This window comes from Imperialibacter sp. (genome assembly GCF_048007035.1).
Taxonomy (GTDB): domain Bacteria; phylum Bacteroidota; class Bacteroidia; order Cytophagales; family Cyclobacteriaceae; genus Imperialibacter.
This window is the reverse complement of sequence record NZ_CP180355.1, coordinates 6,703,211-6,723,091: the sequence shown is the minus strand read 5'-3', so window position 1 is coordinate 6,723,091 and position 19,881 is coordinate 6,703,211. Positions and strand designations below refer to the sequence as shown.

General features: G+C 46.6%; 17 protein-coding genes. All 17 read left to right on the top strand.

Annotated features, from left to right (window positions below; all coding sequences use genetic code 11):
* The first annotated feature begins 7 nt into the window (after positions 1–7).
* The 17 genes from nrfD (at position 8) to ACMVP2_RS28335 (ending at position 19,620) form a co-directional block, all read left to right on the top strand.
* Entirely contained in the window at positions 8–1,375 is a 1,368-nt protein-coding gene (gene nrfD, locus ACMVP2_RS28415; protein WP_416866122.1) for an NrfD/PsrC family molybdoenzyme membrane anchor subunit, read from the top strand.
* A gap of 4 nt (positions 1,376–1,379) precedes the next feature.
* Positions 1,380–1,904, top strand: coding sequence for a DUF3341 domain-containing protein (locus ACMVP2_RS28410; RefSeq protein WP_416866121.1), 525 nt, complete (start codon positions 1,380–1,382; stop codon positions 1,902–1,904).
* Positions 1,888–2,547: a c-type cytochrome gene (locus ACMVP2_RS28405; protein ID WP_416866120.1), complete on the top strand. Its 660-nt coding sequence runs from the start codon at positions 1,888–1,890 to the stop codon at positions 2,545–2,547. The genes ACMVP2_RS28410 and ACMVP2_RS28405 overlap by 17 nt, the downstream gene beginning before the upstream one ends.
* A 22-nt stretch (positions 2,548–2,569) precedes the next feature.
* The gene (locus tag ACMVP2_RS28400; protein WP_416866119.1) at positions 2,570–3,862 is read left to right on the top strand and encodes a quinol:cytochrome C oxidoreductase; all 1,293 of its coding nucleotides are present in this window, start codon (positions 2,570–2,572) and stop codon (positions 3,860–3,862) included.
* Positions 3,863–3,885: 23 nt separating this feature from the next.
* Positions 3,886–4,980: a cytochrome c oxidase subunit II gene (locus ACMVP2_RS28395; protein WP_339790653.1), complete on the top strand. Its 1,095-nt coding sequence runs from the start codon at positions 3,886–3,888 to the stop codon at positions 4,978–4,980.
* A gap of 12 nt (positions 4,981–4,992) precedes the next feature.
* The gene (locus ACMVP2_RS28390) at positions 4,993–6,867 is read left to right on the top strand and encodes a cytochrome c oxidase subunit I (protein WP_339790649.1); all 1,875 of its coding nucleotides are present in this window, start codon (positions 4,993–4,995) and stop codon (positions 6,865–6,867) included.
* Entirely contained in the window at positions 6,851–7,915 is a 1,065-nt protein-coding gene (locus ACMVP2_RS28385) for a COX15/CtaA family protein (protein WP_416866118.1), read from the top strand. Before ACMVP2_RS28390 ends, ACMVP2_RS28385 begins: the two co-directional genes overlap by 17 nt.
* The gene (gene cyoE / locus ACMVP2_RS28380) at positions 7,912–8,805 is read left to right on the top strand and encodes a heme o synthase (RefSeq protein WP_416866117.1); all 894 of its coding nucleotides are present in this window, start codon (positions 7,912–7,914) and stop codon (positions 8,803–8,805) included. The genes ACMVP2_RS28385 and cyoE overlap by 4 nt, the downstream gene beginning before the upstream one ends.
* A complete protein-coding gene (locus ACMVP2_RS28375; RefSeq protein ID WP_416868228.1) occupies positions 8,805–9,386 on the top strand; it encodes a cytochrome c oxidase subunit 3 in 582 nt (193 codons plus the stop codon). The genes cyoE and ACMVP2_RS28375 overlap by 1 nt, the downstream gene beginning before the upstream one ends.
* 16 nt (positions 9,387–9,402) lie before the next feature.
* Positions 9,403–10,152 (top strand): cytochrome c oxidase subunit 3, encoded by a 750-nt coding sequence (locus ACMVP2_RS28370; RefSeq protein WP_416866116.1) that lies wholly within the window; start codon positions 9,403–9,405, stop codon positions 10,150–10,152.
* A gap of 27 nt (positions 10,153–10,179) precedes the next feature.
* Complete coding sequence (locus tag ACMVP2_RS28365; RefSeq protein WP_339790634.1) at positions 10,180–10,509, top strand: cytochrome C oxidase subunit IV family protein; 330 nt, start codon at positions 10,180–10,182, stop codon at positions 10,507–10,509.
* Between the two features lie 74 nt (positions 10,510–10,583).
* Positions 10,584–11,192: a hypothetical protein gene (locus ACMVP2_RS28360; protein WP_416866115.1), complete on the top strand. Its 609-nt coding sequence runs from the start codon at positions 10,584–10,586 to the stop codon at positions 11,190–11,192.
* Complete coding sequence (locus ACMVP2_RS28355; protein WP_416866114.1) at positions 11,189–11,767, top strand: DUF420 domain-containing protein; 579 nt, start codon at positions 11,189–11,191, stop codon at positions 11,765–11,767. The genes ACMVP2_RS28360 and ACMVP2_RS28355 overlap by 4 nt, the downstream gene beginning before the upstream one ends.
* Positions 11,768–11,803: 36 nt before the next feature.
* Positions 11,804–12,073, top strand: coding sequence for a hypothetical protein (locus ACMVP2_RS28350; RefSeq protein WP_416866113.1), 270 nt, complete (start codon positions 11,804–11,806; stop codon positions 12,071–12,073).
* Between the two features lie 67 nt (positions 12,074–12,140).
* Positions 12,141–12,431: a DUF983 domain-containing protein gene (locus tag ACMVP2_RS28345; protein WP_416866112.1), complete on the top strand. Its 291-nt coding sequence runs from the start codon at positions 12,141–12,143 to the stop codon at positions 12,429–12,431.
* Between the two features lie 20 nt (positions 12,432–12,451).
* Positions 12,452–16,111, top strand: coding sequence for an ATP-binding protein (locus ACMVP2_RS28340; RefSeq protein ID WP_416866111.1), 3,660 nt, complete (start codon positions 12,452–12,454; stop codon positions 16,109–16,111).
* Entirely contained in the window at positions 16,111–19,620 is a 3,510-nt protein-coding gene (locus ACMVP2_RS28335) for a hypothetical protein (RefSeq protein WP_416866110.1), read from the top strand. The genes ACMVP2_RS28340 and ACMVP2_RS28335 overlap by 1 nt, the downstream gene beginning before the upstream one ends.
* Positions 19,621–19,881 lie beyond the last annotated feature (261 nt).

The window sequence follows — 19,881 nt, the reverse complement described above, 5'->3', positions numbered from 1 at the left end:
CGATACTATGCAAGCAGTAGCATCAGTAAGAAACCCTCTGGTAACCAATGGAAAGACCGTCCACGATGTTACCGAAGATATTTGCTCAAGGGTAGAGCAGAAGCCAACCAAAACGTGGATGTTTGCCATCACGGTGGCTTTGGGTCTTCTCATGGTTGGCGGATATGCTGTTTACCGAACCCTTTGGGACGGTATAGGCATGTGGGGTCTTAACAAGACCGTTGGCTGGGCTTGGGATATTACAAACTTCGTATGGTGGGTGGGTATTGGTCACGCAGGAACACTGATTTCTGCTATCCTCTTGCTTTTCCGTCAGAAGTGGAGAATGTCGATCAACAGAGCAGCAGAAGCGATGACTATTTTCGCCGTAATCTGTGCACTGATGTTCCCGATTTTGCACATGGGTCGTCCATGGTTAGGAATGTACTGGGCTATTCCGCTTCCCAACACCTTCGGGTCGCTGTGGGTGAACTTTAACTCACCGCTACTATGGGACTTCTTCGCCATTAGTACATATTTCTCTGTATCTCTTGTTTTCTGGTACATCGGCCTTATTCCCGATTTTGCTACCATCAGAGACAGAGCCACAGGACCAATAGCCAAAGCAGTTTACGGTGCCTTGAGCTTTGCCTGGGATGGCGCTGCCAAAACATGGTCGAGATATGAGTCGGTAGCCCTGATCCTCGCCGGATTAGCTACACCCCTTGTACTTTCGGTTCACACCATTGTATCGTTTGACTTTGCTACCTCCGTAATACCTGGCTGGCACACCACTATTTTCCCTCCTTACTTCGTTGCTGGAGCGATTTTCTCCGGGTTTGCTATGGTGTTGACGCTTCTTCTGGTGACCAGAAAGGTGTACAAACTGGAGGACTATATTACTATTGAGCACATTGAATTGATGAACATTGTTATCATCATTACCGGCTCTATCGTGGGAGTGGCCTACATCACTGAACTTTTCATCGCCTGGTATTCGGGTGTTGAGTACGAGCAGTATGCTTTTATCAACAGGGTGTCAGGGCCTTACTGGTGGGCCTATGCTTCCATGATGACCTGCAACGTAATTTCGCCACAGCTTTTCTGGTTCAAGAAGATTCGTACCAACCTGGCTTCCACATTTGTGCTTTCTATTGTTGTGAACATAGGTATGTGGTTCGAACGGTTTGTAATCATCGTTACATCAATCCATCGTGATTATCTACCATCTAGCTGGGCAATGTTTTACCCAACCAGGTACGATGTGGGTATGTATATGTTCTCCTTTGGATTTTTCTTCACAGCGTTCTTATTGTTTGCTAAGTATTTCCCGGTGATCAACATTGCTGAAGTGAAGAGCATTATTATTTCTGATTCTGAAAAAGTAAAAAAATAATCCGATGTCATCAGATAGTAAATACATACTTGGGGTTTATGACAATGAGGTAACCCTGTTGAATGCGGTGAAAGCTGTGAGAAAGGGTGGGGTTAAAATCCACGAGGTTTTCACACCTTTTCCTGTACATGGATTGGATATTGCCCTTGGCTATAAAATGTCAAGACTACCGATAGCTGCTTTTCTTTTCGGCTTGCTTGGTACCAGTCTGGCTCTTACCATGCAAATTGGCATGATGACTGTTGACTGGCCAATGATTATAGGTGGTAAGGATTACCTTCCGTTGCCATCCTTCATCCCTGTAACTTTTGAGTTGACTGTTCTGTTGGCCTCATTTGGTATGGTAGGTACGTTCTTCGTAGCGAGCAACCTGAAGCCATGGGGAAAGCCGAAAATATTTGACATCAGGAGCACTGACAACAAACATATAGTGGCGATTGATTTGTCAAAAAATAAGCTGTCAGAAGCCGATATCAAGAAAAGCTTGAAGGACAGTGGTGCTTCCGAGGTAAATGAGAAAGTATTTTAAAGAGACACAGGAGATGATAGGAAATAATCATATTGTAAAGAAACTATTTCAACTGTCTGGGTTGCTGTTGCTAGCGGGGTGCGCTGCTAAGGGGGATTATCCTGGTGTTGAATATGCTCCTCAGATGTATCATTCGGTACCTTACGAGCAGCTTTCGCAGGTGCAGGACGAGGAGGCAGGTAGATGGTTGACATCGCTCGACGAAGGTCCAGCTGAGTTTTATAATTCTAACCCACTTAATCCGAGCGGCATGACCATGAGAATGCCAGTCGAAGGAACGGTTAAGAGAAACGCCAACGGTTACCTTCCTTACAGGATCCCTAAAGATTCATTTGCACTTGCTGGCAGGGTAATGAAGAATCCTTTGGATTCAACTGCTTCTGTTATCAGTGATGGTAAGGCGCTTTTCCTACGTTATTGCCGCCATTGTCATGGAGACACCGGACAAGGGGACGGACCGGTAGGTAAAGTGTACAAGGGTGTGACACCTTACAATTCAAGGGCTGTGAAGGACGCACCGGCTGGGCATATTTTTCACGTAATTACCCACGGAAAAGGAAGAATGTATGCGCATGGCTCTCAGGTGAGCGTGGAGGACAGATGGAAAATAGTTAGGTATGTACAAACTCTTCAAAGACAATAATTAATTCTTTAAGCCAATATCCATGACTGAAGAAAGATACGAATTTACATCCACTGCTAAGAAGAGGCTTATCATTACCCTCATTGTAGGGCTAGCAGTACTTGCGCTAGGCATCGTTATGATGAGCTCAGGTGGGGGACATGATGCACACGGTGCAGAGACGGCTGAGGCAGCTGAAGGGGGGCATCACGCCTTTAACTGGATGCAAAGAATTTGGGCTAATTTGTGGATCAACAATGTCTTCTTTGGTGGACTTGCTCTCATTGGCGTTTTCTTTGTGGCGATTCAATATGCAGCACAGGCAGGCTGGTCAGCTGGTATTGTAAGGATACCATTGGCGTTTGGCGGTTGGCTGCCCATCGCATTTGTGTTAATGTTAGTAACCTACCTTTTAGGTGGACATGACATTTTCCATTGGGCTCACCACGATTTGTATGATCCTGCATCTCCTGATTTTGACCCCATACTCGATGGCAAAAAGGGTTTCTTTTATTGGCCCATGAGTGAACATCCCTCGGTGCCGGTGTTTTGGCTGTTTCGTCTGGTGTTCTTCTTTGGTGTTTGGTATTTCATCTTCACCAAGATTCGTTCACTGATGTTTCAGGAAGACGAAATGGGTGGAGACTCCTACTGGTTCAGACTTCGCAAGCTTTCGGCCATATTCCTGGTGTTCTTTGCGTTCTCTTCTTCAATAGCGGCATGGGACTGGATCATGTCTATAGATCCACACTGGTTTAGCACTATGATGGGTTGGTATGCATTTGCCAGCTGGTGGGTGAGTGGCCTGGCTCTTATTACATTTGTAGTTGTATTGCTGAAGGACAAAGGGTACCTGAAGATCGTAGATGCCAATCATTTACATGACCTGGGTAAATTTGTGTTTGCTTTCAGTATTTTCTGGACTTATATCTGGTTTTCGCAGTTCTTCCTGATTTACTACTCTAATATTCCTGAAGAAACGATATACTTTGTGGAAAGATGGAAAAGCGGTCATTACGCTCCGTTCTTTTACTTCAACCTTGCGATCAACTTCTTCTTCCCATTCCTGGTGTTAATGACCAGGGACTCTAAGAGGCATTCGAGAATACTTAAGATAGTTTGCCCGGCGGTGATTTTCGGTCACTGGATGGACTTCTATTTGATGGTTACTCCAGGGACACTGAAGGATAATGGTGGTTTTGGTTTAGTGGAAGTAGGGATGCTGACTGTTTTTGTCGCTGCTTTCTTATATGTAGTTCTTTCAAACCTTTCTAAAGCACCATTGGTTGGTAAGAATCACCCTATGTTGCAGGAAAGCTTACATCATCATATTTAACTGGAAAGGTAAAAACATCTGCTATGTTCAATGCGGTAGTAATTATTGGTTTAATCTTAGTAGCAATCATCCTGTTCACATTGTTCAGGGTCAGCACGCTTGTAGATGTGCTAAAGGGTAGCTCTAAGAAGAAGGTTACGAAAAGTAACGGAGTAAATGCAGGGCTGGGCATCGTGTTCATGATTGGTGGGTTGCTGCTGTTCTTCATCTACTCATATACGGAGTTTGATAGATACAATCTGCCGTTGGCGTCTGAGCATGGAGCCGTAACGGATCAGCTTTTCTGGGTAACAATGGCCATAACAGGCATTGTTTTCGTCATCACTCAAATTTTACTTTTCGGTTTTGGCTGGAAGTACAGATATAAGGAGGGTAATCAAGCCTTATTTTATCCGGACAATAACAAGCTTGAAATGATGTGGACTATTGTTCCCGCCATTGTTTTGACGCTTCTCATTTTTTCTGGATGGAGGGCTTGGGTGGACATTACCGACAAGGCGCCGGATGAAGCAGAGGTAGTAGAAGTGATGGGGTATCAGTTTGCCTGGTCTGTTCGCTATCCGGGTAAAGACAAGCAACTTGGAGACTACGATTTCCGACTTATCGATGCTGAAAACGCTATGGGTATGGACTTCAAAGACAAAGCATCTTTTGATGACTTTATTCCAAGAGAAATCCACGTTCCTAAGGGAAAACCGGTGAAGTTTAACATCAGAGCGAGAGACGTGATACACAGTGTGTATGCTCCTCATTTCAGGCTTCAGATGAACGCAGTACCTGGGATGCCGACTACTTTTTGGTTTACGCCAACAAAGAGCACACAAGACATGAGGGAGGAAACAGGAAACCCCGAATTCAACTATGAGTTGGTTTGCAATAAAATTTGCGGAAAGGGTCACTTTGCGATGAGATACCTCATCGTTGTTGACGAGCCTGCCGACTACTATAAGTGGTACAATGAGCAGCAGGCATGGCTGGCTAAAAATCCGTCGTACCTTTCGAGCGTTCCTCAACACTTGAAAGAGGTGGCTATAATTTCTTCCGGAATGGAAAACAATCCGGAAGTACAGGCTGTTACTGGCCTTGAAGAAGAGGAAGAAATGGTAGGAGCATTTTAAATTAAATTTGTTATGTCAACAACAGCAGTACATACAAACGAACATATAGGTCACGACGATGCTCATGATCATGAGCACCACGAGCTTAATTTCGTTGAGAAATATATTTTCAGCACTGACCATAAGACAATCGCTAAGCAATTCCTTATCACTGGAATTATTTGGGCGCTTATAGGTGGTGGATTGTCTATCATATTCCGTTTACAATTAGGGTTTCCAGACATGAACCTGGAATGGCTTAGACCAATTCTGGGCAAGTGGATCACGTCCACAGGACAAATTGATTCTGAATTCTACCTGGCTCTTGTTACTATGCATGGCACCATCATGGTGTTCTTCGTGTTGACGGCCGGTCTGAGCGGTACCTTTAGTAACTTCCTGATCCCGTTGCAAATTGGCGCAAGGGATATGGCTTCTGGCTTTTTGAACATGTTGTCATACTGGTTCTTCTTTCTTTCAGGAGTGGTCATGTTCATTTCATTCTTTGTTGAGACCGGGCCGGCGTCAGCTGGCTGGACTGTATACCCACCGTTGAGTGCGTTGCCAACGGCCATGCAGGGATCGGGACTGGGAATGACACTTTGGCTAGTGGCCATGGTTTTCTTCATCGTGTCGTCATTGCTGGGTGGTATCAACTATGTTACCACCGTGATTAACCTCCGTACGCAGGGTATGTCGTTTTTCAGACTACCACTGACGATATGGGCATTCTTTTTGACAGCTGTTATCGGAATACTTTCTTTCCCGGTATTGCTTTCTGCGGCGTTGCTGCTTGTATTTGACAGATCATTCGGCACCAGCTTCTATCTGTCAGATATCTACATAGGAGGAGAGGCTCTGCCAAACGTTGGCGGTAGCCCAATACTTTACCAGCATTTGTTCTGGTTCCTCGGCCACCCGGAGGTATATATTGTAATTCTTCCGGCTTTGGGAATCACCTCTGAAGTTATCGCTACAAACTCAAGAAAGCCTATTTTTGGTTACAAGGCGATGATTTTATCGCTCCTTGGAATCACTATTCTTTCGTTCGTGGTTTGGGCACACCATATGTTCGTGTCAGGGCTAAGTCCATTCCTTGGATCTATTTTCATGTTCCTGACATTGATTATTGCGGTGCCGAGTGCTGTGAAAGCGTTCAACTACCTCACCACACTTTGGAGAGGAAATATAATATTCACGCCAGCTATGTTGTTTTCTATCGGCCTGGTTTCATTCTTTATTTCTGGTGGTTTAACTGGTATTTTCCTTGGTAACTCTGCAGTAGACATCAATTTGCATGATACATACTTTGTGGTTGCCCACTTCCACCTGGTAATGGGTAGTGCGTCCTTCTTTGGAATGATGGCAGGTATCTACCATTGGTTCCCTAAGATGTTTGGTAGAATGATGAATGAGAAGTTGGGATATATCCACTTCTGGCTGACCTTTATTGGTGTGTATCTGGTGTTCTTCCCTCTTCACTACATTGGTATCGCAGGTTTCCCACGTCGCTATTACTCGTTCACTAACTTCGATGCGTTCCAGGATTTCACTGACCTGAACACATTCGTGAGTGTGGCTGCTATCATTACTTTCTCTGCGCAGTTTATCTTCCTTTTCAACTTCTTCTACAACATATTTAGAGGTAGAAAGGCACCAGCTAACCCTTGGGGAAGTAACACATTGGAGTGGACGACACCAAGAGTGCCAGGGCACGGTAACTGGGAAGGTGATATCCCAAAGGTTTATCGCTGGCCATATGACTATAGCAAGCCGGGCGCTCCGGAAGACTTCATACCGCAGCACATTCCTTTAACGGAGACACCAGAGTCGAACCTACCTCACGAAGTAGAGCAGTTGAAGGAAGAAGGGATAGAAGTGAAAGCTGCTAATGCAGGAAAATCCTAAGTCTCTAAGGAGATACAAGCAACTTACTATAAGTACTATCATTGCCGTCTACCTTTTGATTTTGGTAGGCGGCATTGTTAGAAGTTCGGGTTCCGGCATGGGTTGTCCCGATTGGCCAAAGTGTTTTGGCAACTGGGTGCCCCCAACCAGTGTTGAGCAGCTCCCCGCTAATTACAAGGAAGTGTATTCCGAAAAGCGCCACCAGAAGAACATCCGCTTGACAGGCTACCTTGAAAAGTTAGGTTTTTCCGATACAGCCAACAAGTTGAAGCACGATCCATCGGTAAGGGAAGAGGCTGACTTCAATCCATTGAGAACATGGATAGAATATGTGAACCGCCTGGTGGGAGTGGTGATAGGGATGCTTATTTTCGCCACTTTTGTTTACTCCATTCGATTCAGAAAGACGCAGCCGAAAGTATTTGTATTTTCGTTGCTGGCATTTGTAGGGGTAGTTTTTCAGGGTTGGGTAGGTTCAATTGTAGTTTCTACGAATTTGCTTCCAGGAATGATCTCCTTTCACATGCTACTGGCATTGCTGATCGTTATGCTGCTTATTTATACTTATTTTACGGTTGATCCACCCGTTGCCGACAAGGAAACAGACGTGGGTTCGAAAAATGTAAAATGGCTATTGCTGGGGTGTGCAGCTTTATTTATAGTACAATTGATTGTTGGCATCAACGTGAGAGAAGGTGTGGATTCCGGGCTGTCTGCCGGGATGGAGCGTAGCGCAGTACTTGACTGGATTGGTTTTAGGTTTTATTTCCACAGATCTTTTTCATGGGCTTTGCTTGTCGGACATGTGCTACTGACCTACTTCTTGTGGACGTCTTCGTCGCTTTCATTTTCCGTTAAATTCTCGGCAGTTTTGACACTAGTGGTGTTTCTTGAGATTGTTTCGGGAGCAGCAATGGGGTATTTCTCCATTCCGGCTTTTATACAACCGATTCATTTGCTTTTAGCAAGCGTAGTGTTCGGTTTTCAGGTATATTTGTTCCTCCGCTTCAATAGAAAGGATGCGCTCAATATTAAACACTCGATTTGAATCATACTTCTTACATATCGCCGGGTTTTGTCGTCATTGGGAGGTTAAAGGCCTACTACGAATTGCTTAAATTCAGACTCTCTTTTCTGGTGGCCTTTTCGTGTGGTTTTGGCTACTTGCTGGGAGCCAGAGGTGCTGTTGACTGGGCTACTCTGGGCTTTTTGTCGCTTGGTGGGTTTTTGATTTCCGGAGGCAGCATCACTATCAATCAGGTGATAGAGAAGGATCTCGATAAATTGATGAAGAGGACGATGGGTCGGCCGTTGCCTACCAATAGGGTAGGAGTTGGCGAGGCCGTTGTTTTTGCTGCTGTGGTAATTGCCATGGGGCTGGGGCTGATCCTTATTTATGCCAATCCGCTTACTGTGGTGCTGTCTGTCGTGTCAATGGTGCTGTATAGCTTTGTTTATACACCATTGAAGCGGGTAGGGCCTATCGCCGTGTTTGTAGGAGCAATTCCCGGAGCGCTTCCTCCTTTGCTGGGATGGGTAGCGGCTACTGGTGCTATTACACACGAAGCGTTGATCATCTTTGGTATCCAGTTTATCTGGCAGTTTCCGCATTTCTGGGCTATTGCCTGGGTAGCGGATGAGGATTATAAAAAGGCGGGATTTAAGCTGTTGCCTTTCGGCGGAAAGAAAGATTTCACGACAGCTGTGAACATCATGATTTACACGCTGTTTTTGCTTCCTCTAGGGTTGTTGCCAGCTTACTTTGGCATCACTGGGATAAATTCTGCGGTGGTAGCTACTATTTGCGGTGTGTTATTTTTAAGTCAAACCTTTATCCTGATAAGGGACTGCTCCCGTGAGGCGGCCCTGAAGCTGATGTTTGCTTCATTTATTTACCTGCCAGTTGTTCAAATCGCCTTTTTACTAGATAAATTATGATGAGCGCCAAAAAATCTGATATTGAAACTCCTGCTCAGGTGCTATCGATGCACCCCAGGAAGTTTTTGCTTTGGCTGTTTATAGTATCTATCGTAATGATATTTGCCTCGCTCACCAGTGCGTATGTGGTGAAGCAATCGGAAGGAGCCTGGCTGATTTTTGATTTACCCGAAGCCTTCATCTATTCCAGCATTGTTGTGCTGTTGAGCAGTGCCACTATGCAGTGGGCCTACTGGGCCGCTAAAAAAGACAATCTTTCTCAAATTAAGATAGCTGTTGGTGCTACGTTGGCGCTTTCTTTGGTTTTTCTGATTGTGCAGTACCTCGGCTGGGAGCAGTTGGTTGATCAGCAGGTTTTCTTTGTCGGTAACCCGGCAGGATCTTTTATCTACGTTTTGACAGGTTTACATGCCTTTCACCTGGCGGCAGGTATTGTTTTTTTGATTATTGTTTTAATTTCGACCCTGAGATTTAAGGTACACTCAAAAAGTATGACCCAGATTGAAATGTGTACAACATTCTGGCACTTCCTGAGTGGACTTTGGATATATTTGTACTTATTTTTATTATTAAATAATTAATCTGAACTAATCGTCTATGTCTAGCACTGCAGTAGTTGCATCCGATTCTGACAAGGACCTTTGGATGGGAGGTAAAGAGCCCCTAAAAGCGAGCTATGGCAAGCTTATGATGTGGTTCTTCCTGCTTTCCGATGCCTTTTCTTTCTCTGGCCTTTTGATTGCCTACGGAATGATCCGTTTCAGCCACCCTGCATTCCAGGGCAGCCCCGACGAATTCGTTTTCTCACAAGAGTACTGGCCAATACCTGAAAAAGTATTCGAAGCGGTTCCTTTCCTTCACGGCGTTTCGTTGCCACTGGTGTTTGTGGGTATCATGACTTTCGTACTGATTTTGAGTAGCGTAACCATGGTGCTTGCTGTGGAAGCTGGTCAGCGTATGGACAGGAAGGGTGTAGAAAAGTGGATGCTTTGGACGATTCTGGGCGGACTTGCCTTTTTAGGCTGCCAGGCTTGGGAGTGGACGCACTTTATAGTAGGTACAGAAGAGGGTGGCAGATTATTGGATGGTACTTTCATTCATGGAGCAAACCTGTCACAGAATCAATATGGCCCGCCTAACTTTGCGGCTTTGTTCTTCTTTATCACAGGCTTTCACGGCTTCCACGTATTTAGTGGGGTATGCCTTAACTTCCTGATATTTTATCAGGCAACAGTAGGCAAGCTTGAAAAAGTGGGGCATTACGAAATGGTCGAAAAGGTCGGTTTGTACTGGCACTTTGTAGACCTTGTATGGGTATTTGTATTCACCTTCTTCTATTTGGTTTAATTTTCCGTTCTATAAACAATTAGTAAAATGTCAGCAGAACATCACGAAGAATCAACAGTTGTAGTTCAGCCAGTCGATAAGGCGAAAATCAGACTGTTCTTGAAGGTAACACTGATCTTGTTTGTCATTACAATGATTGAGTTTGCCATTGCCTTTACGGTTGATGCAGGGATTTTGAGGACTGCTGTCTTCATAGCTTTGACGATTGTAAAAGCCTTTTATATTGTAAGCGAATTTATGCACCTTGGCCACGAAGTAAAGACCCTTATCTGGTCTATTCTTATTCCATTGGTGTTTCTGGTCTGGCTTATCATAGCGTTGATATATCAGGGCGGCCAGGTGTTGCTGGTCCGATAAATTTAGCGACGTAGAAGATATTAACATGCCGGTAGTACTTACCGGCATGTTTTGTTTGTACCCACACACCATTTATGAGCAAACTGCTAAAGGGAATTATTCTAATTGTAACACTTGGACTGCCGGTGTCTATTTATCTCTTTCTCCAAGCTTTCGGTGAAAATATGTATGCGCTTCCCGTGTACCCGGAGACGTCATATACCTCTACAGACTGCGGAACAGTACCGGTTGACTACACTGTTAGCAAGCTTACCTGCGACAGCACCGATGTAGTGGTACTGGGCGACCAGCAAACCTATCTCTTTCATTTTCCTGACCGTTCTAAAACGGATATAGCAGGTGAAATGAATGAAATGAGAAGGCTGGTGGAAGAAACCAAACCACTGGATTATCGGTTAATCACCGTGAGCAATGACGAGCAGGTGGATAAGTGGGATAAGCTCGCTGCTTCACAAGATGGGAACAGGTATTGGGTTGTGACTTCAGCTTGTGCTGATGGCTTAGAACAGCTGATGAATTGTCAACTACTGCTTTCTCAATTTACCCTAGAAATCGAGGGTTCGAAGAGCAGAATGGTGTTGGTAGATAAGGTCGGCCGGGTCAGGGGTTTTTACGCCAGCGCTGAAAAGGGTGAGATGGATAGATTGTTAGTTGAGTTGGATGTTTTAATGCAGGAAAAATGAGTGCTGTTTCAAATACTAAGCCTAATTATTTGCGCTGGATAAGCGTTGTTTCAGTGATCATTCCGGTGGCAGTGGCTGTATTGATATTCATGCCAGCAAGGTTAAATGCTGGCGATTGGGTAAAGTTTTTGCCTCATTTGAATGCCGTGATTAACAGCGCAACGGCGGCCTTGTTGTTGCTAGGTCTGTATTTCATCAAGAATAAAAACGTTGATCATCACCGGGCAGTGATGCTGGGTGCATTTGCATTGGGTGCCATTTTTCTTGTTTCGTACATTATTTACCATGCTTCTGTGCCGTCGGTGAAGTACGGAGACGCCAATGCGGATGGGCTACTTTCGGAAGCAGAAATGGTAGCAACGGGCAATGGCAGAACGATTTACCTGATTACCTTGCTGTCGCACATAGGGCTTTCTATTGTTGTGGTTCCTTTTGTGCTTATGGCATTGTATTTTGCACTCACCGGACAGATTGAAAAACACAAAAAGGCTGTGAAGTTTGGATACCCGATCTGGCTTTATGTGTCAGTTACCGGTGTGATTGTCTATTTTATGATAAGGCCTTTTTACACATAAAAGAACTCAGGGAAGTCAACGACTGTTAGTTAGCATATGAAAGTATTTATCAAAACCCTTTTTGTTGCTGTGGTGCTGCTTTTGACCAATGTGGATAGCTGGGCTCAATGCGCCATGTGCCGGTCGACGCTGGAGTCAAACATGAGCAATGGAGAAACAGCCAATTTTGCAGCGGGCCTTAACTTTGGCATACTCTACTTGTTTTTCACCCCTTATTTGTTGTTAGCAGTGATTGCCTTTTTTTGGTACAGAAACAGCAGGAAAAATGTCAAAAACCTCCGCCCTTCAGGCAATCGTTCATGGTAAGTGTCCCCGTTGCCGGTCTGGCAGCATGTTTGTTGAGCCGAACTTCAGGTTAAAAAACTTCGATAAAATGCCGGTAAAGTGCGAGGTTTGTGGCCTTCGCTTTGAGCCGGAGCCTATGTTTTACAATGGTGCCATGTATGTGAGTTATGCCATTTCCGTGGCGCTGACCATCATAGTAGGGTTTTCAATCTATTTTATATTTGACAACCCCGACATGTGGGTTTACATGGCGGCAATCATCACCGTTGTGTTGCTTTTGTCGACAACTATGTTCAGATATTCCAGAATTCTTTATCTTCATGCATTTGGTGGCATAAAATATGATGCATCTTTCGGTGTGTCGAACAAAGACAAATAGGTAAGATAAAACTGTTCCATTTGGCCTCCCATGTAGTAAGCTATAAATATCTTTTCATTGCAGCCCTGTTCGGGGCTTCTGCGTTCTTCTATTGGTATTTTGTTGGTAAGAGCTCGAAGAGAGGTCAGGAAGCTTACGAGCAAATCAGTGAACGGCTGGTTAGCCAGTTGCAACTCATTGAGAGCGACCTGGCCAATGCGAAAAGCAGTGGGAAGGTGCCAGGAACGCTGCAATCCAATTACCCCATACAGATTTACACGAATCGATCGCTCACCGGGCTGAGCTCCAATGCTTTTGTGCCCGACTACAGAGTGATTGAGGGTGACTACCAAATTCAATATTTGGAATGGGAGGGCAATAAATTCATTGCTCTGAAGGAATATACCGAAAGAGCAGGGGTTCGGAAGGAGTATGTGGGCGTGCTGCCCATCTATCGTAACTTTCCGATTGAGAATGAACTGATCAGAGGAGGGTACGATAAGAGTATTTTTGATGAGCTGAGGGTTTTCGTATATGACAAGGAGGTGGAAGGAAGCTTTGCCTTTAGCTATCATGATCAGGTAGTATGCTATTTCACCATTCAGTCGCCGCCAGCTGTTTCGTCCCGTTTTGACCGCTTCCTTATCTTTAGCTTGCTTTCTGTGGCGTTTGTGCTGGGTTTTTTCTTCTTCCAGCGATCTGCTTCCAACCTGGCAGAAAACGGCAGGCCTTATGCAGGCATAGCTTTATTGCTTGCAGGAGTAGTGTTTATCCGCTGGCTACTACTGGCTACCAACTTCCCATCGTCGGTTTACCAGTTTGACCTGTTCAATTCACGGTACCTTGTGATTTCTTCGCTCCACAAGTCATTGGGTGACTTGATTATCACAGCCTTTTTGCTCGCTTACTTTGTCTACTTTACTTCCAATGCCGTTTTTCGCAGCGACGCCTACGCTTACTTCTCTGGTGCCTCGCAAAAGGTAAAATGGTTGATCACCATTGTGGTCATACTGCTGGGCTATGGGTTTATGGGTTATACCTACCTGCTTTTGCAAGAGATATTTAAGAACTCTCAAATACACCTCGATGTAAACCGTAGCATTCACCTCGATATGTTTCGGATGGGCACGCTGGTAGTATACTTTCTGTTTTGCTTCAGCTATTTTCTCATTGCTCATGCTTCCTACATACTGCTTAAGCATTTCAGAAGTACGTCGCCAGGGGTCGCCTGGCTGGTTCATCTGGCAATGGCTGCCATTTTGTTCCTTGCGGCCCTTGTCATCGATGATGATTTGGCCATTGTACCTGTGCTGCATGCTGCTTACTTCTCCATTATTTTTTGGTTCAGCCTCCCTGAGTTTATTAGACCGATCCAGTTTCAGGCCTTCCTTTATTTCTTTCTGGCGGCGGCTTTTTCGTCCATTCTGGGAAGCTATTCTATTTATAAATACAGTGAGTTTGAGAGGAACGTGCAAAAACAAAAATTTGCCAATAGCCTGCTGATAGAAAATGATATTCAGGGCGAGTTTCAGCTAGATGGCATTATGAAATCCATCAAGAGCGACATCTTCATTTTGACCCGCATGATGAGCCCTGTGCTGGCCAAGGACATGATTAAGCAGCGCATTAAGAGGCTTTACATGAACAGCTACTTCGATAAGTATGATGTGCAGGTGTCGATGTATAACTCGAAAGGCGATCCCTTTCCCAACGAGCCCGGTGTTACTTTCTCAGCGATAAAGGAGACCTATGACAAGCCGATTTATAAAACCGATTATCAGAATATCTTTTTCGAGAGCAACTTTTCGCCAGGATCTACCAAGCGCTACGTGTGTTTTATAGGATTGGAAAGGTATGATAAAACGATCGGGTATATCGTTTTGCAGCTTCGCCTGAAGAAGTACCTTCCCAGCACAGTATACCCACGCCTGCTGGTAGACGAGCGGTTTATGAATGAACCGGCCGATGAAAACTACAGCTACGGTATTTATGAGGGCACAAACCTGCGGTACAAGTCTGGGACGTTCAACTATATCACCAATCTGCCTCAAGGTATTTTTGACAGGGAAACCTTGTATACCACCGGCCTGGAGATCAATGGGTTCCATCATTTGGGGATAAAGGGATCAAGAGGGAAAAGAATCATTATTACCTCTCCGATGTACGAGGTGAGCTGGATGGTTTCCAATTTCTCGTTCCTATTTCTGGTACTTATTGGCGGCATAGCTCTTACAGTCGTTTTTAATGCGCTTGAGGTGAGGTTTGCCAACACCGGGCTTACTCTGGCTTCGAAGATCCAGATTTACCTGAGCATCGCCTTCTTTCTTCCGCTGGTAGTGGTTACTGTGGCGACGCTCAGCGCTATCAATAATTCGTACAAGGAGGATATTGACAAGCAGTATATGAAGAAGGCCGAAAGTGTGAACGGCTACCTGGTGTCGTTGATGGACAACTACATTTCCAACGTGATCAATAAAGAGGTGCTGTCCAACGAGCTGACTGATATTGCCAGGTTTTCGCAGGCTGATATCAACCTGTTTAGCGTGAATGGAAAGCTGATGGCTTCCAGCCAGCAAACAATCTATGATGACAAGCTGCTTTCTGAGTACATTAATCCAGAGGCATTGAGACGGATCAGGGAGGATGACGGGGAAAGGATTATTCTTTCGGAAAGCCTGGGCAGTCTTAACTATAAGTCGACCTACCTGGCGATCAAGTCATTCAATGACGCCAGCTTGTTGGGTATTATGAGTATGCCGTTTTTTGAATCGAGGGCGCAACAACAGAACCAACAGATTGAGGTGTTCACCAACATCATCAATATTTTCACCTTCATCTTTATTTTCTCACTGGTGGTGTCGTTCATGGCATCGAGGGTGCTCACCAATCCATTGCGAATTATCACTTCCAGGCTGCGGAAAACGACCTTCAACGAAACAAATGAGCCTATTCACTGGAATACTTCTGACGAAATTGGATTGCTGGTGGCTGAATACAACTCCATGCTGGTGAAGCTGGAAACCAGCCGGGCGGCATTGGTGAGGAGCGAGAAAGAGTCGGCATGGAAAGAGATTGCCCAGCAAGTGGCGCACGAGATCAAGAATCCGCTGACGCCCATGAAGCTTACGCTTCAGCACATGCGCAGGCTTGCAGATGACAAAGATGAGGGGCTGAAGAAGTCGATTGATAACTTACTGCGGCAAATTGATAACCTGAGCGATATTGTTACCTCATTCAGTACTTTTGCGAAGCTCCCTGCTCCGGACCCGAGCAGGTTTGATATTTCCGGCTTGCTTGGCCAGTTGGTGCAGCTGCATAGTAAACCAGGGGTGGATTTTGTATACGAATCGCCGATAGAGCCGGTGTTTGTTGTTGCTGATGAAAAGATGCTTTCTGGCATTTTCACCAACCTGATTATTAATGCCTGCCAGGCAATGGAAGGGAGACCAGGCCCCCGCCTGGAAATTGGCATAAGAGTGAAGGAGAAAGAGGCTGAGATTTCGTTCAAGGACAACGGCATTGGCATAGCAGAAGACATTCAGGACAAGGTTTTTGTGCCTTCGTTCAGCACCAAACAGGAAGGGTCGGGCATCGGGCTGGCACTGGCCAGAAGAGGTGTGGAGCAAGCCGGTGGAAGCATATGGTTTGAAACGGTACACGGGTATGGAACTACTTTTTATGTTTCACTACCTTTAGGTTAATGGGGCCACACCAAAATGCTGCTTATATCTTCACAGCCTTCCTGCGAAAGATCAGGGTTCCTCACCTTATGGCTTTGGTTCTCATTTGTTCCCCGTTGTTGTCATTTGCGCAGACGGGTGGTACCAGATGCAGGTCAATAGCCCAGGGCCGACTTCAATTTCAGCTCGACTCACTTTCAGCCAACCCAGAGAGCATTAAACTGCCGGATGGCATTGCGTACAGTTATGATCTGGCCACCGGGGAACTGACCTTTGAAAGGCCTCTGGATGAGGCCGTTGAAGTTTGCTATCAGGTGTTTCCTTTTACCCTTCATCAGCCTATTTACAAGTACGATATGTCGCTTTATTCACCAGAAGGGCCGAGGGAGAACGTGACGAAAAGCAGTCAGGCGGAAACCAAAGCGCCGCTTGTGAAAGAGGAGCTATTTGCCACCGAATCACTTTACAAAACGGGGAGCATTAGCCGGGGTATCACTGTGGGCAATACCAATAACCTTGGAGTGACATCAAGCCTCAATCTGCAGCTTGATGGCCAGCTGGCAGACGACCTGTTCATCAATGCGGTGATCACCGATCAGCAGGTGCCTTTTCAGCCGGAGGGCAACACCCAACAGATCCAGGACTTCGACAAGGTGCTGGTGAACCTTTACAACGATAAGTTCTCGCTGATGGCTGGCGATGTGGTGCTGCGAAATGACTCTACTTACTTTTTGAAATACTACAAGAATGTGCAGGGTGGCAGGGCGGCTTACAAATACGACCTCGGGAGCTGGAAAGCTTCTACGAGCGTGACAGCGTCCATAGCCAAGGGCAAGTTCTCTTCGACGCTACTGGAGGCCGTGGAAGGGCTAAGCGGTCCTTACAGGCTTCGGGGCCCGGATGGAGAGCGGTTCATCATTGTGATTGCCAATTCGGAGAAGATCTATTTGGATGGCAGGCTGCTGAAAAGAGGTTTCAACGAAGACTATGTGATTGACTATAACCTGGCGGAGGTCACTTTCACACCCAAAGTGCTGATTACCAAATTTTCGAGGATACGGGTCGACTTTGAATACACTGCGCAAAACTTCAGTCGCTCGATACTGTCGGCATCGCACAGGCAGTCGAATGGAAAGACAACGGCCTACTTCGAGGTGTATCGGGAAAAGGACAACCCGTTCCGGCCACTTAGTTATGACCTGACCGAAGCCGACCGGCTTGCCCTGTCTGGCATTGGTGACGACCTGTCGCTGGCAGCCATATCCGGGGCCGACAGTGTGGGCTATTCGGACAACAGGATATTGTATGCAAGGGTGGACACGCTGGATGCGCAGGGACGTGTCTACAGTATCTATCAATATTCCAGCAACCCGGAAACAGCAGTGTACCAGGTAAGTTTCAGCCAGGTGTCGGCGGGTGATTATGTGCAGTTGCCGCTGGGCTTGAATGGTAAAGTGTACGAATGGGTAGCACCAGTGAATGGGGTGCCTCAGGGCGACTACTCGCCTAGCATTCCTGTGGTAACCCCCAACAGCAGGCAGCTAATGGTAGGAGGGGTCAGCTCCAAAATAACGCCCTATGAAACGGTTTACATCGAGCTTTCGGCCAGCAATCAGGACAAGAACCTTTTCTCTAGTCTCGACCAGCAGGACAACCAGGGCTGGGCGCAAAAATCGGGGATACGGTCGGAGGGAAGGGAAGTAGGGTTTTTGAAAGACTATAAGTGGCTGTCGGAGGCGTCGTATGAATGGAACCATCAGTATTTCCGGCCCATTGACAGGTACCGCTACATAGAATATGATAGAGACTGGAGCTATACTCCCATCTTTCAGTCGGCTCAGGAGCCGGCCGCCATTGAGGATCATATAGTGGTGGGGAGGCTGGGTATGCAAAAGAGCAGCGTTAACCGCTGGAACTACCAGGCCTCGTACCGCAACAAGGGTCAGGCAATAGATGGCTGGCAGCAGAAGGCATTGCTTCGTCAGCAGTTGGGCAAAGCTACGTTTAGCGGTGATTTTTTTGACCTGAAGAGTGCACAGGGTGTCAATGAATCGACCTGGACAAGGGCACAGCTAACAGCTGCGTATAAGCTGGGCAAGCTGATGCCTGGCTACACCTTTCAGAGCGACAGGAATGCAATTACCAACCAACCTGCCGATTCGGTGGTGACGTCAGCGATGAACTACAGTCAGCACATGGTGTTTCTGCAGTCGGCCGACACCGCTCAAAATGGCACCTCTTTTCGGCTCGATGCTAACCGGCGGATAGACGACAGACCTGTGGATGGCGTGCTGCAGCGAAGCGATATCAGCTACACCTCCAATGCTTCTTTCACCACTCAATGGAAAGACAGGCACGTGGTGTCGGGTGTTTTCACCTACAGGCAGCTGGACGATATACTTGATACCAGCGACGAGAAAGAAGAAACCGTGCAGGGCAGGATCAACTGGCAGAGCGCCTGGTGGGAGCGATCGATCCGTTCGGATCTCTCTCTGGCTTTGCTCAATGGACGGGAATTGCGCCGGGAGTATGTATACATCGAAGTAATCCCCGGACAGGGCACACACACCTGGCGGGATGACAACGGTGATGGCGTGCAGGACCTGAACGAATTCTACGAAGCCATCAACCCTGATGAGCGCACCTATGCGAAAATATTTGTGCCCACTGACAACTACATCTCGGCCTACCAAACCATCCTCAACTACAGCCTGGAGCTGACAGCGCCCGCAGAATGGAAGTCTGCAGGTGGCTTTAAGTCGTTTCTCGGCAGGTTTTCCAACGTATCGGCGGTGCTGGTGGACAGAAAAACGCAGAACAGCAACTGGGCTCAACGCTTTGACGTGTGGAGCACTCCGGGTACTTCAGAAGACGAGTTGGCTTACAAGAACGCCCTTAGGAGCCGGTGGTTCTTCAACCGGGCCGATCCGAAGTATGGCTTGGATGTTGGGTACCAGTCTACTGCCGGGAGGCAGTTGTTGACAGGCGGCTGGGAAGCGAGAAACAAAAAGGTGTGGCAGCTAAACACCCGAACCAACCTGTCGGCCGACTGGGCCATTTTTTTGCAAAGTGAGGTGGGAGAAACGGAGTCGTCGAGCGACATCTTCAGCAATCGGAACTACCAGATCAGGCAGCGGCAAGTAAAGCCTCAATTGCAATGGATGCCGTTGCAGTGGCTGAGAATCACCAGTAGCGTTCGCTATTCTCACAAAAGGGCTTTGCCAGTGTCGGAGGAGCAGGGAAGTGACCTGACGGAATACCAAATCGACTGGCAGATGAACAAGTCGCTGCAGTCGACCATTTCCGGTTTTGTGAAGGTGATCAATATGAACTTCAAAGGGGATGAAGCCAGTCCGCTGGGCTACGAGATGCTGGAGGCACTGCGGCCGGGCACCAACTATACGTGGCGGCTACAGTGGCAGCAAAGGCTGAAAAGTGGGCTGCGCTTGCAGATCAACTACGACGGGCGGAAGTCGCCCAGTAAATCGGTGATTCACTTTGGTGGGGTGCAGGTGACGGCGTTGTTTTAGGGCTTGGATACCTCACCCCGGCCCTCTCCCAACGGGAGAGGGGGGAGCTGCAAGCCGCTTATTTATTCGGATGGGGCTTCACCACCATCCTGTTGTTATGCCGCCCTTTCAGGGCTAGAATGAGGCAAGTGCGGTCAGACACCGGAATCGAAAACATTTAAACGAGGGTGGTAATCGTTCCAATATGGAGCGGGGTTCTAAACAAAAGATTGCCGCGGCTGCCATCGGAGTAACTACACAATCATTAAGGCCGGAGGCAGC